This window comes from Pseudolysinimonas yzui (assembly GCF_014653215.1).
In the GTDB taxonomy this organism is placed as follows: Bacteria; Actinomycetota; Actinomycetes; order Actinomycetales; family Microbacteriaceae; genus Pseudolysinimonas_A; species Pseudolysinimonas_A yzui.
This window is the reverse complement of sequence record NZ_BNAI01000003.1, coordinates 15659-28154: the sequence shown is the minus strand read 5'-3', so window position 1 is coordinate 28154 and position 12496 is coordinate 15659. Positions and strand designations below refer to the sequence as shown.

The window sequence follows — 12496 nt, the reverse complement described above, 5'->3', positions numbered from 1 at the left end:
CCCGACTAAAGGGCTCCTGGCACCTGTTGGGGCCAATTGCCCGCCCGTCTCGCTACGGTGTGCGCATGAGCGATCACAGCGCGGTGCGGCATCTGCCGACCGATCCGCCGATGATCAGCTATTGGCGATACGTCGCCCTCGTCCGCCAGTGGGATCGGGACTCGCTGATCCGGCTCGCGGGGTGGGCGTCTGCGAGGAACCAGGGTCGCGTCATCGTCAACGATGCGGCCTCTGACTGGCTGCCGTGGAACATCGCTGGGATGGCTGTCACGGCCATTTGCCGGGGCACGCCGCATGGCCCTGTTCCGTCCGTCGACCAGTTCCGCGAATTGGTCTGGCAGTTCGGCAACATCGAAGACGGGCCGCTCGATGACCAGGACAATCTCCTCCACTCGTTGGAGCGTATGTTCCACGAACAGCTGCCGTATCAGCGGCACGCGCTGAATGAATGGTCGCGCGTTCAGGCGCTCTTCGTGGACACCCCGTTCCCGCCCGAGCGAGTGCCCGAAGTCATGCAGCCGGGTTGGGCTAAGGACCTCCTGGGCGGGGTTACTGTCGCGGAATACTCCGCAACGGGATTCGCCTTGTGGGCGAGCGCGATGGCGTCCGACGGGCGCTTCAACCCGGCGCAATGGGACGACTCGCTGGGCGGGCTCCTCGAAGTGCTCCCCAGCGCGCGTATGCAAGAGATCGGGAGGGCGCACTTCACGACGACGATTGAGAGCGTCAAGGCCGCCAGACGGGCGAGACCCTCACTGAATCGGGCTTCCGAGAAACACGCGCTCAATCCGCTGATCGCTCGACCCTTCCTGACCGACGTTGTCCAGGGCGCCTGGCTCGCCCCGTCGACTGACCTGATTGAACAGAAGCTGAGCGTCGCGGGGATCACCTATCTCGGGATGGATCGCTGGGGGACCAAGTTTTCGCGGGATCTCGGGAGGCTCTTTGAGGCCTACGTCGGGCGCCATCTCATGCTCATTGAGGGGGCGAAGTTGCTTGGCGAGATCGAGTTTGGAACCCGAAGGAATCCCGACACCTCGACCGACTGGATTCTCATCACGGATCAGCTCGTGGTGTTGATTGAGGTGAAGGCTTCATCTCCAACCGAGGCGATCCGGCAAAGCGTTGGCGATCTCTTCGCCGGAGTGAGGGCGAAGGTCGCGGAGGGTATCGAGCAGCTGAACAAGACCGCGCGAGCCATCGTCAACGACCGGGAGGCTTTCGCGGAGGTGCCGACAGATAGGCCCGTCGTCGGCTTGGTCGTGACCCTTGGGGCGTTCCCGAGCGCGGTCATGGCCTACCGAATGGGGCAGCTCGGGAAAAGCGAGATCCCGCTCTCGTTTGTGAACGTGGGAGAGTTGGAGGAACTGGTGATGCGCTCCGCCGATCAGGTGGCCAGCCTCATCTTGGATGGACTCGCAGACTCAGACGTGCCTGACCTGATCCAGAATCTCGAAGGCGTCATTCGCAAGCATCCCGGTGGCCGCAACGCCATCATCGACGGGGCATGGAGAGCAAACCCAATCATGCGCTACTTGGATACCCGCAAAGCCGAGACGCCGGACGCTGGGTCTGATCCCGACTCCGCATGATCGTCATTTCTTGCGAGGCCACGGGCCGGAGGCTCCCAAAGGGGTTGAGCTCTGGGGCTACTTGGGTAGACCTCTGGGGCTAGAAGCGCCTAGGGCTACTGTGAGGGGATGACGGGAATCGAACCCGCGTAATCAGTTTGGAAGACTGAGGCTCTACCATTGAGCTACATCCCCGTGATGCGTCCCCGAGTCTAACCGGAGTCGCCACGGGGTTTCGTCGCCCCAAGGGGTTTCGATACACCGCCTGCGGCGGCACTCAACCCGCGGGCGCCGAGCTCATTCTCCGAGGTCGAAGGGATGCGTGAGTCGCCACCACGCGTCGGGCGGCTCGATCGTGCCGTCGAGCACGAGCGGAGCGGTGACGGTGTCGGGGCCGGCCGTCCAGGTGACGCTTCCCACCGTGTCGCCGTCGGAGCCGGTCGTCAGCGACGTCGCCGTGAACGACACGTCGATCTCGGTATCCGACCAGATGAGCAGCGAGGTCGACGCGCCGAGCACGATGTCGGCAGACTCGCCCCAGGGCGTCGAGTACGTGCCGATCAGCTGACCGGCTTCGCCGAGCGTCACGGTCTGGAAGCCGGCCTGGATGCTGCGCAGCAGCGCCCGCACCTCGCCGTTGACCGAGTCGTGGGTGTAGCCGCCGAGGATCACGCCGACGATGCTCAACGGTTGCGAAGTGCCGACGTCGAGGGTCGACGAGAACAGCAGGTTGGAGCCGCTCTCCTCGAGCGTGCCGGTTTTGAGGCCGGTGATTCCGTCGACACCGAGCAGGTCGTTGGTGTTGAGTGCGGCGGGGATGCTCGGAACGTTGAGCGTCGTCATCCCCACGATCTGGGCGATCGCCGGATTCGCCATCGCGATCTTCGCGAGCGCGACTAGATCGGCTGGGGTGCTCGTGTTGCGGGGGTCGATGCCGGTCGGTTCGACGATCGTCGTCGAGGTGAGGCCGTTGGCGGCGAGCCAGTTCTTCGTGGCGCGCAGGAAGGCGCTCTGCGACCCGTACGCCCAGGTCGAGACCGCCTCGGCGTAGTTGCAGGCCGACACGATGAGCATCGCCTCGAGGGCGTCGTGCAACGTCATCGAGCTGCCGGTGGGCATCGCCGCGATCGTGGCGCCGAGCACGTAGTACTTGTCGTAGAGGGCGTGGTCGGCGCGGTCGAAGGTGAGCGTGGGCCCCGGGTCGCTCGCGTCGGCGAGCGGCTTCGCGTCGAGCACGACGAGCGCGGTGATGAGTTTGCTGATGCTCGCGATGGGCCGCACCCCGTCGCCACCCCCGGATGCCCAGATGCCGCTCGCCGTCGCTCCGAGGTAGTCGTCGGCCCCGGCGATGCTCACGGCGTAGGCGCCGTCGACAGGCAGGGCGATCGGCGCGAGCGGGGGAGCGTCGACGTACGGGGCCTCGGCGTCGAGGGTCGCGGTGCCGATCGGGGCGGTCAGGGCGTAGGCCGCGTAGCCGCCCGAACTCGCCAGGATCGCAAACGTCACGATCAGGGCGATCGTCGTGCGACGCCGGCGTTGGCGGCGGCGCCGCGCGGGGTCCACCGGCGGCGGGCCGACCGGAGTCGGGGTGACGGGTTCGTAGCGCATCAGCTCGGTGAGCTGGGAAATCCCGTCACGCGGCCCCATTCCTGAGACATTATCACCGCCCATCGGGCCGATAGCATCGGCGTGTGATCAGGCGGCGACCCATCTTCGGCTGGATCGCGTTCGCGCTGGTCGTGGTCGCGTATCTGGCGGCGGCGGGCATCGTGTTCTACGCCTACGGGCAGACGGTGGATGCCTTCATCCAGGGTCCGCCGTGGTGGGCGCTCACCTCGCAGCTCGCGGCGCTGCCCGTCGGCATCCTCAGTTTCCTCGGGCTGGTGCTGGGCATCACCGGGGCGATCCGCCGCGAGGCCCCGGGATGGCCGGCGATCACCGCGATGATCTTCTCGCTGCCCGGACTCGGCTACGTCGCGTTCGCCGCATTCATCTGGTACACCGTCATGATCGCCTGCTCAGGGCCTCCCGGCGCCTGCACCCTGTAGAGCCGTTAGACTGTGCCGGGCCGTTTCTGCCTCGGGGCGTAGCTCAGCTTGGTAGAGCGCCCGCTTTGGGAGCGGGAGGTCGCAGGTTCAAATCCTGTCGCCCCGACCACCAGCCCTCACCTTTCATCCACTCAGGAGACGTATTCCCATGGTCACGACGACCGTCGAGCGCCTGTCGCCCACCCGCGTGAAGCTGAACATCACCGTCACGCCGGAAGAGCTCAAGCCCAGCATCACCCACGCGTACCAGCACATCGCCGAGTCGGTGAACATCCCCGGCTTCCGCAAGGGCAAGGTGCCGCCGCCGATCATCGACCAGCGCGTCGGACGCGGCGAGGTCATCAGCCACGCCGTCAACGAGGGCCTCGACAAGTTCTACCGCGACGCCGCACGCGAAGAGAACCTGAAGCCGCTCGGCCGCCCGTCGGCCGACATCGTCGAGCTGCCGAACGAGAAGGACTTCTCGGGCGACCTCAAGATCACCGTCGAGGTCGACGTGCGCCCCGACTTCACGCTGCCGAAGTACGACGGGCTGAAGCTCGAAGTCGAGCCGGTCGCCGTCACCCCCGATGAGGTCGAGACCGAGCTCGAGAACCTGCGCAGCCGCTTCGGCACCCTCGTCACCGTCGACCGCCCCGCGAAGACCGGCGACTTCCTCACCCTCGATCTTCACGCCACCATCGGCGGCCAGGAGGTCGACACCGCGAGCAACGTCTCGTACGAGCTCGGCTCGGGCGAACTCATCGAAGGCATCGACGACGCCCTCGACACCCTCACCGCCGGTGAGTCGACCACCTTCGAGTCGAACCTGCTGGGCGGCGACCACGAGGGCGAGAAGGCGCAGATCGCCGTCACCCTGCTGTCCGTGAAGGAGCGCGAGCTGCCGGATGCCGACGACGAGTTCGCGCAGATCGCCAGCCAGTTCGACACCATCGGCGAACTCCGCGCCGACCTGCGCGCGCAGCTCGAGAAGAGCAAGGCGTTCGGCCAGTCGATCGAGGCGCGGGACAAGATCGTGGATGTGCTGCTCGAGAAGCTCGACATCCCGGTTCCGCAGCAGCTCATCGACGAGGAGGTGCACCGTCACCTCGAGAACGAGAACCGCCTCGAAGACGACGAGCACCGCGCCGAGGTCATCGTGTCGAGCGAGAAGACGTTCCGTCAGCAGATCCTGCTCGACGCGATCGCCGAAGCCGAAGAGGTGAAGGTCGGCCAGAACGAACTCACCTCTTACGTCGTGCAGGCCAGCCAGCAGTACGGCATGGAGCCCGGCGAGTTCGTGAAGATCCTCGACCAGAACGGCCAGCTTCCTGGCGTCGTCGGCGAGATCGCCCGCTCCAAGGCGCTCGCCGTCGTACTGAGCAAGGCGAAGGTCGTCGACACCAAGGGCAAGGCCGTCGATGTCTCCGACTTCCTCGCCCGCGCCCTCGGCACCGGTGACGAGGCCGGCGAGGTGTTCGAGATCGACGAGCACGACGGTCACGACCACGACGACCACGAGGGTCACTCGCACTGACGTTCGTCCCGAATGCCCCGGCCCGCGTGGCCGGGGCATTCGTGTTTCCGGGTCCGCGTCCTAACTCTCGGAAATCCCGTGGTTCATCCATGAGACGTCGACGAAGCCCCGGATTTCCGAGAGTTGCGTCGCAGGCGCGTGGCATCCTGACGGGATGACGCGGTTCGTGGCGCTGCTGCGCGGGGTGAACGTCGGCGGGGTCACCGTGAAGATGGCCGACCTCGCCGAGGTGGTGCGCGGGCTCGGCTACGACGACGTGAAGACGGTGCTGGCGAGCGGCAACGTGCTGTTCACCACGACGGATGCCGCATCGGCGGTCAAAGAGAAGCTCGAGGCCGCCCTGCGCGAGCGGTTCGGCTACGACGCCTGGGTGCACGTGCTCACCCAAGACACGGTGCGGGCGATCGTCGACGCGTACCCGTTCGAGCGCACCGCCGACCGGCACGCCTACGTCGTCTTCGTGCTCAAGCCCGAGCTCCTCGACCAGTTGCTCGCCGTCGAACTCGACCCCGCCATCGACCGGGCGCAGCGCGGCGACGGGGTGCTCTACTGGTCGACCCCGAAGGGCTCGACGCTCGACTCGGCGATGGGCAAGGCGCAGGGTTCGAGCAAGCACAAGCCGTGGCTGACGACCCGCAACCTCAACACCCTCGAGAAGCTGCTCTCTCGGTAGACGACCTAGTCGAGAAGCTCGTCGGCGTAGGCGGTGACGGCGCGCCCGTAGGCCGGCAGGTGCGGGGCGAGGGCGCGCAGCACGGCGACGAGCGCCTCCCGCTCGGTGCCCAGGTCGGCGAGGGCGAGGGCGGCGAACGCGGTCGCCGCGTCGGCGAGTGGATGCTCCTGATGCCCGGCGAACTCCTCCCGCAACAGCGCGAGCGCCTCGTCGGGGCGTCCGAGGTTGCGCACGGTGCTGGCGAGCTGGATGACCGCCTGCCCGTGCTGCGGCTCATCGAGGCCGAGTTCGAGCGCGCGTCGGTACAGCGGTTCCGCCTCGGCTTCACGTCCGACGTAGTCGCGGACACCGGCGAGTTCGAAGACCGCGATCGCGTCGTCGGCGGGACGTTCTGCGACGAGCGACTCGATCGCCGCCTCGACCTCGGGTTCGGGCCGGCTCCCGGCATCCGCCCACACCGCCGCAACTCGCGTCGTCCAGTCATCCACGCGTCGACGATACGTGGTGCCGGTCATGCCTTCATCACGCGACCGGTGAGACTCGTGAGCGCGCGGCGCGGGAGCAGCCGACTCACGGCGGCAGTCAGGTGGTTGCCGAAGCCGGCGATGACGCTGCCCGCACCGTTCGGCCGGTCGAGGGTGCGCATCGCGAACTCCACGAGCTCGGCGACGGGCTGACGCCGCGGGCCGACCTGGGCGTCGTCTCCCGCGACATCGAAGAACTCGGTGCCGGTCGCGCCGGGCGAGAGGGCGAGCACCCTGAGGGTCGAGTGGCGTGCCTCGTACCAGAGCGCCTCGGTGAAGCTGAGCACGAACGCCTTGGTCGCCCCGTACACGGCCATGTGCGGAACCGGCTGGTACGCCCCGGTGCTGGCGACGGTGACCAGCGCGCCCCGGCCGCGGGCCAGCATCCCGGGGTAGAACTCGTGCGCGATGTCGACGACCGCCGCGACGTTCACCGCGATCTCGTCGGCGATGCGGTCGCCGTCTTCGTCTTCGAAGCGTTCGTGGGTGCCGAAACCGGCGTTCGCGACCACGGTGTCGATCGTGATCCCGCGTTCCGAGAGGCCGGCGGCGAGCGCACGGCCGACGCGGGGGGCGGCGAGGTCGAGCGGGATGACGTCGACCGTCACGCCGCGCTCGGCCCGCAGCTCGGTGGCGAGTGCCTCGAGGCGCTCGGCACGGCGGGCGACGAGCACGAGGTTCGCCCCGCGGCTTGCGAGTTGCCGGGCGAACTCCTCGCCGATGCCGGAACTGGCTCCGGTCACCAGGGCGGTCGTACCGCGGTAGTCGATGGTCATGCGTCTTCCCTTCACTGAACGGGTGTTCACCGAGTAAGGTTTACACCTGTACACCGAATGCGTCAAGCCGATCGGAACGAGGAGCGCGAGGATGGCGAACCCACGCGGGCAGGGCGACCTCCTTCGGGCGCGCCTCGTCGAGGCGGCGAGCGCGATGCTCACCGATCCGCAGGCGATCGCCGTCCCGTCGCTGCGTGCCGTCGCGCGGGCGTGCGAGGTTTCACCCGCCGCCGTCTACCTGCACTTCGACTCCCAGGTCGCGCTCATCCAGGCGGTCATCGACGAACAGCTCGCGCGGATGAGTGCCGCCGTCGCCGGCCGTGACGCCGACGGCACCCCCGCCGAACGCCTGACGGCGCTCGGACTCGCGTACGTCGAATGGGGGATCGCGAACCCCGGTGCCTACCAACTGCTGTTCGAGAGCGCCGATCGCCTCGACGTCGCGGCGCCGCACGACGAGTCGGAGTCGCGCTGGGATCTGATCCGCGGTGCCGCCGACCTCATCGGCGCCGCGCTCGGCACATCACCCGAACGCAGTCGACGGCTCGCGTTCCAGGTCTGGGCGGCACTGCACGGCATCGCCTCGCTGCGCATCCACAAGCCCGACCTCGACTGGCCGACGTCGCTCGCCGATGAGGTGGCGGCACTCGTCGCGACCCTCCCGGCGCGACCCGGCTGAGCGAACCGTTCGTCGGAAGGGAACGCGCACCCCACCTCGTGCCTATGCCCAGGGCGAACATGGCAACGGGGCCTCCGGCGCCCCAAGTAGATTCGACCTCGGAATCAAGCGAACGGAGCTTCCCCTCATGGCCGATACGGCATTCCCGCCGAGCGTCTTCGACCGACTCCTCAAGGACCGCATCATCTGGCTCGGATCCGAGGTGCGCGATGAGAACGCCAACGAGATCGCGGCCAAGCTGCTGCTGCTCGCAGCCGAAGACTCGAACAAAGACATCTTCTTGTACATCAACAGCCCCGGCGGCTCGATCACCGCGGGCATGGCGATCTACGACACGATGCAGTTCGTGCCGAACGACATCGTCACGGTCGGCATCGGCATGGCCGCGTCGATGGGGCAGCTGCTGCTCACCGCCGGCACCAAGGGCAAGCGCTACATCACGCCGAACGCGCGCGTGCTGCTGCACCAGCCGCACGGCGGATTCGGCGGAACCTCGTCCGACATCCAGACCCAGGCGGCGCTCATCCTCGACATGAAGAAGCGCCTCGCCGAGATCACCGCCGCCCAGACCGGCAAGACGGTCGAGCAGGTCAACGCCGACGGTGACCGCGACCGCTGGTTCAACGCCCAGGAAGCCCTCGAGTACGGCTTCGTCGACCACATCCGCGAGTCTGCTGCCGACGTCATCGGCGGCGGCGGCACCAAGTAAGGACGATCATGGAGACCCCCACCTTCCGCGCCGCCGGCACCCTGCCCGCCGCCATCGGCGGCACGATGCCGCAGAGCCGCTACATCCTGCCGTCCTTCGAGGAGCGCACCGCCTACGGCTTCAAGCGCCAGGACCCGTACGCGAAGCTGTTCGAAGACCGCATCATCTTCCTCGGGGTGCAGGTCGACGACGCGTCGGCGGATGATGTCATGGCCCAGCTGCTCGTGCTCGAGAGCATGGACCCCGACCGCGACATCGTCATGTACATCAACAGCCCCGGCGGCTCGTTCACGGCGATGACGGCGATCTACGACACGATGCAGTACATCCGTCCGCAGATCCAGACCGTCGTTCTCGGCCAGGCCGCCTCGGCCGCCGCGGTGATCCTCGCCGCCGGAACCCCGGGCAAGCGCCTCGCCCTGCCGAACGCGCGCGTGCTCATCCACCAGCCCGCCGTCGGTGACGCCGGGCGCGGTCAAGCGTCCGACATCGAGATCCAGGCGGCCGAGGTGCTGCGCCTGCGCACGTGGCTCGAGCTCACGCTCTCGAAGCACTCCAACAAGACGCAGGAAGAGGTGAACAGCGACATCGAGCGCGACAAGATCCTCTCGGCCGATGACGCTCTCGCCTACGGCCTCATCGACCAGGTGCTCACGAGCCGCAAGAACATCCCGGCGGCGCTCGTCAAGTAGACGGGTCGTCCCCACTCTCGGGCCGTCGGCGGCGCGCGAGGAGCACGGTGGTGACCACCGCGACTCCGACCGCGCCGGCCGCGGCGGCGATCCACCAGACGTCGGGGGAGAGCGTCGTGCCCCCGGGTTCGGCGGGCACCTCCTCACCGCAGCGCGCCGGTTCGCTCGTGCCGACTGCGGCCTCGGTCGCGACCGCGGGTGCCCACTCGAACGGGATCTCGCCGGTGAGCGGATGCCCGTCCGCCGAGATCAGCGCGTACACGAGGGTGTAGCTGCCCGTCTCCCCGATGACGGGGGCGGCCGACATCCCGCTGCCGCTCACCTCGACACACCCGTCGCCGTAGTAACGGCCGTCGGCGTCGCGCGCCCACAGGCCGAACACCGCGTCGTTGCCGACGTAGAGCATCGCCTCGTTGGTGACGACCTCCCACGCCTCGGGAAGTGCGGTGAGCACCTCGCCCTCGTCGGGGGTCGACTCGACCACGTAGTTGTGCGCCGACGCCGGGGCCGCGGCGGCGAGCACGAGTGCTGCCGCCACGGCCCCGACGAGGGCCGCACTCAGGGTGCGGCGCATGTCAGGCCTTCGCCGACCGGCGGCTGAGCACCGCGATCACGACGGCGACGGTGCCGACGACGAGGCCGCCGATGCCGAAGGCGCGGGCGAGCACATCCCCGCCGGCCGTCGCCACCGTGGCGGGGGCTTCCGCGTCATGCCCGTCATCCTCGATGGCCGCCGTCAGCGTCACCGACGGTGCTTCCTCACCCACCCACTCGGCGGTACCGACCGCACAGGTCTGCACGACGGGGAACTCGACGACGTCGCCGACCTCGCCCTCCGGCAGCCGGAGCGACAGGTCGAACGTGTCGCGATACCCGTCGGCGAGCCCGGCGCCGATCGTCGTGTACGCGACGGCGGTGACGCGTTCGGTGATCTCGTTGCCGTGCGCATCGGTGAGGGGCTCGTCGAGCTGTTCGATCACCTTCTCGACCGTCCAGTTCGGGTTGACCGTCGGGGTCACCGCCGGCACCGACTCGGGGATCTCGATCGTGACGACGGTGGTCGGTGACCCGTCGCAGCCGTGCGGAACGCTGAACGTCACGACGCTCGACGACCCCGCCGCGGTCGAGCTGGCGCTCGCGCTGACATGGGCGCTCGCGGCCGCCGCGGGGGCGAGGGCGAGCAGGGTGCCGGCTCCGAGCGCGAGCGCGACGGCACCGAAAGACTTCGTGGATCTCATGGAATGGGTTCTCTCTCAACGAAAAGTGGCCCGCCGGACCGGGTGAGGCGCGTGCGTCGAGAGACCCGGGTTCCGGGGAGTCGGGTCAGACGCAGGCGAGGGCCGGCGGACCGCGGCCGCGCAGCGCAGAGCGAACGACAGAAGAGACCGGATGCCGCGGCGCGGCTGACTGCGCAGCCCGCAGGACGGCGGGCCGGGGCCCGATCGCGGGCATCCGGTCGACGCGCACCGCCGCGACGGCGTCACGGAGGAGGCCCCACAGCGCCAGTTCCGCGCGACGCAGGAAGACGATGGTGGCGAGCATCGCGAGGGCGTGGGCGGCCCACATCCCCGGGTCTGTTCCGTGGTGCGCGGCCGCGGGTTCCAGCACCGCCGCCGTGCCGTGGTGCGCGCCACCGGTCGCGGTGCCGGGCGTCAGCCACGAGAAGACGAGATGGAACGCGAGCTGCGAACCGGCGACGATGCCGACGAGGCGGGGGAGCGACGCGCGGCCTCCGACCAGGAACGTGCCGAGCACCCCGGCGAACACGAGGGCGCATCCCAGGGCGAGCGCGCTCGGCGCCCCGCCGTCGGCGACGCCGTGCGACACCGCGGCGGCCACCGTGGCGAACGCACCGGTGATCCAGCCGCGGGCGGCCCGCGACGCTCTGCTCTGCACGGCATCCAGATTAGGCGGCTCGGCAGCCTGAACGGCGCGCCGAAGAGGGTTCTCTCAACGCTGCGAGCCCACGACGCCGGTTCGGGTTAGGCTCGAACCCAACCTACGGGGAGGAGTCGCCATGGCGAGGATCGGTGAGAGCGCCGACCTGCTCAAGTGCTCCTTCTGTGGCAAGAGCCAGAAGCAGGTTCAGCAGCTGATCGCGGGCCCCGGCGTGTACATCTGCGACGAGTGCGTCGAGCTGTGCAACGAGATCATCGAAGAGCGTCTCGCCGAGGCCGGCGAGGAGACGCACAGCGAGTTCGACCTGCCGAAGCCGAAAGAGATCTTCTCGTTCCTCGAGGAGTACGTCATCGGCCAGGTGCCCGCGAAGAAGGCGCTCTCGGTGGCGGTCTACAACCACTACAAGCGCATCCGGGCGCGTGGCACGATCAGCGCGGCCGAGTCGGCGATCGACGACATCGACATCCAGAAGTCGAACATCCTGCTGATCGGCCCCACGGGCTGCGGCAAGACCTACCTCGCCCAGACCCTCGCGAAGCGGCTCAACGTTCCCTTCGCGGTCGCCGACGCCACCGCCCTCACCGAGGCCGGCTACGTCGGTGAGGATGTCGAGAACATCCTGCTGAAGCTCATCCAGGCCGCCGACTACGACGTCAAGCGCGCCGAGACCGGCATCATCTACATCGACGAGGTCGACAAGATCGCTCGCAAGGCCGAGAACCCGTCGATCACTCGCGACGTGTCGGGCGAAGGCGTGCAGCAGGCGCTGCTGAAGATCCTCGAAGGCACCACGGCATCCGTTCCGCCGCAGGGCGGTCGCAAGCACCCGCACCAGGAGTTCATCCAGATCGACACGACGAACGTGCTGTTCATCGTGGCCGGCGCGTTCGCCGGGCTGGAAGACATCATCTCGGCCCGGGTCGGCAAGCGCGGCATCGGCTTCGGCGCCCCGCTGCACTCCAAGCGCGACGAGCAGGAACTGTTCAGCGACGTGCTGCCCGAAGACCTCCACAAGTTCGGCCTCATCCCCGAGTTCATCGGCCGCCTCCCCGTCGTCACCACCGTCTCGCCGCTCGACCAGGACGCGCTCATGCAGATCCTCACCGAGCCGAAGAACGCCCTCGTGCGCCAGTACCAGCGCATGTTCGAGATCGACGGGGTCGAGCTCGAGTTCGAGACGGATGCCCTCGAAGCGATCGCGGATCTCGCGAAGCTGCGCCAGACCGGCGCTCGCGGCCTGCGCGCGATCCTCGAAGAGGTGCTCGGCCCGATCATGTTCGACGTCCCGTCGGATGACGATGTCGCCCGGGTCGTCGTGACGAAGGCCGCCGTGCTCGAGAATGCCGCGCCGACGATCGTGCCGCGCGCACCGCGGCGCACCGAGAAATCCGCGTAGCGGACTTCGACCC

14 protein-coding genes and 2 tRNA genes are annotated in these 12496 nt (G+C 68.3%); 9 read left to right on the top strand and 7 right to left on the bottom strand.

What is annotated here, in order from left to right; genetic code table 11:
* The first annotated feature begins 65 nt into the window (after positions 1-65).
* Positions 66-1592: a hypothetical protein gene (locus tag IE173_RS08695; RefSeq protein WP_191283094.1), complete on the top strand. Its 1527-nt coding sequence runs from the start codon at positions 66-68 to the stop codon at positions 1590-1592.
* 103 nt (positions 1593-1695) lie between these two features.
* Here the strand turns inward: IE173_RS08695 and IE173_RS08690 are convergent.
* Together IE173_RS08690 and IE173_RS08685 are read right to left on the bottom strand one after the other, a co-directional pair.
* Positions 1696-1766: transfer RNA gene (locus IE173_RS08690), tRNA-Gly, on the bottom strand.
* Positions 1767-1868: 102 nt separating this feature from the next.
* A complete protein-coding gene (locus tag IE173_RS08685; RefSeq protein WP_191283093.1) occupies positions 1869-3218 on the bottom strand; it encodes a D-alanyl-D-alanine carboxypeptidase family protein in 1350 nt (449 codons plus the stop codon).
* Between the two features lie 44 nt (positions 3219-3262).
* Here IE173_RS08685 and IE173_RS08680 point away from each other — a divergent pair, with 44 nt between their 5' ends.
* The 4 genes from IE173_RS08680 to IE173_RS08665 all read left to right on the top strand — a co-directional run bounded on the left by IE173_RS08680 (position 3263) and on the right by IE173_RS08665 (position 5808).
* Positions 3263-3619 (top strand): hypothetical protein, encoded by a 357-nt coding sequence (locus IE173_RS08680; protein ID WP_191283092.1) that lies wholly within the window; start codon positions 3263-3265, stop codon positions 3617-3619.
* Between the two features lie 32 nt (positions 3620-3651).
* Positions 3652-3728 (top strand) — tRNA-Pro (locus IE173_RS08675).
* A gap of 39 nt (positions 3729-3767) precedes the next feature.
* On the top strand, positions 3768-5135 hold the full coding sequence (tig, locus tag IE173_RS08670; protein WP_191283091.1) for a trigger factor: 1368 nt from the start codon (positions 3768-3770) through the stop codon (positions 5133-5135).
* A 154-nt stretch (positions 5136-5289) separates the two neighbouring features.
* Positions 5290-5808, top strand: coding sequence for a DUF1697 domain-containing protein (locus tag IE173_RS08665; protein ID WP_191283090.1), 519 nt, complete (start codon positions 5290-5292; stop codon positions 5806-5808).
* 5 nt (positions 5809-5813) lie between these two features.
* Here IE173_RS08665 and IE173_RS08660 read toward each other — a convergent pair whose 3' ends face one another.
* Together IE173_RS08660 and IE173_RS08655 are read right to left on the bottom strand one after the other, a co-directional pair.
* Complete coding sequence (locus IE173_RS08660) at positions 5814-6296, bottom strand: tetratricopeptide repeat protein (protein WP_191283089.1); 483 nt, start codon at positions 6294-6296, stop codon at positions 5814-5816.
* Positions 6297-6319: 23 nt separating this feature from the next.
* The gene (locus IE173_RS08655) at positions 6320-7108 is read right to left on the bottom strand and encodes an SDR family NAD(P)-dependent oxidoreductase (RefSeq protein ID WP_191283088.1); all 789 of its coding nucleotides are present in this window, start codon (positions 7106-7108) and stop codon (positions 6320-6322) included.
* Positions 7109-7199: 91 nt separating this feature from the next.
* Here IE173_RS08655 and IE173_RS08650 point away from each other — a divergent pair, with 91 nt between their 5' ends.
* The 3 genes from IE173_RS08650 to IE173_RS08640 all read left to right on the top strand — a co-directional run bounded on the left by IE173_RS08650 (position 7200) and on the right by IE173_RS08640 (position 9188).
* Positions 7200-7787 (top strand): TetR/AcrR family transcriptional regulator, encoded by a 588-nt coding sequence (locus tag IE173_RS08650; protein ID WP_191283087.1) that lies wholly within the window; start codon positions 7200-7202, stop codon positions 7785-7787.
* Between the two features lie 127 nt (positions 7788-7914).
* Positions 7915-8496 carry an ATP-dependent Clp protease proteolytic subunit gene (locus IE173_RS08645; protein ID WP_191283086.1) on the top strand — a complete coding sequence of 194 codons (582 nt, stop codon included), beginning with the start codon at positions 7915-7917 and terminating at the stop codon, positions 8494-8496.
* 8 nt (positions 8497-8504) lie between these two features.
* A complete protein-coding gene (locus IE173_RS08640) occupies positions 8505-9188 on the top strand; it encodes an ATP-dependent Clp protease proteolytic subunit (RefSeq protein WP_191283085.1) in 684 nt (227 codons plus the stop codon).
* Here IE173_RS08640 and IE173_RS08635 read toward each other — a convergent pair.
* The 3 genes from IE173_RS08635 to IE173_RS08625 form a co-directional block, all read right to left on the bottom strand.
* Entirely contained in the window at positions 9181-9762 is a 582-nt protein-coding gene (locus IE173_RS08635; protein ID WP_191283084.1) for a copper resistance CopC family protein, read from the bottom strand. The genes IE173_RS08640 and IE173_RS08635 overlap by 8 nt on opposite strands.
* A gap of 1 nt (position 9763) precedes the next feature.
* Positions 9764-10426 (bottom strand): YcnI family protein, encoded by a 663-nt coding sequence (locus IE173_RS08630; RefSeq protein ID WP_191283083.1) that lies wholly within the window; start codon positions 10424-10426, stop codon positions 9764-9766.
* Between the two features lie 85 nt (positions 10427-10511).
* Entirely contained in the window at positions 10512-11084 is a 573-nt protein-coding gene (locus IE173_RS08625; RefSeq protein WP_191283082.1) for a hypothetical protein, read from the bottom strand.
* Between the two features lie 121 nt (positions 11085-11205).
* On the opposite strand from IE173_RS08625, the gene clpX reads away from it, so the two are divergent.
* On the top strand, positions 11206-12483 hold the full coding sequence (clpX, locus tag IE173_RS08620) for an ATP-dependent Clp protease ATP-binding subunit ClpX (RefSeq protein WP_191283081.1): 1278 nt from the start codon (positions 11206-11208) through the stop codon (positions 12481-12483).
* Positions 12484-12496 lie beyond the last annotated feature (13 nt).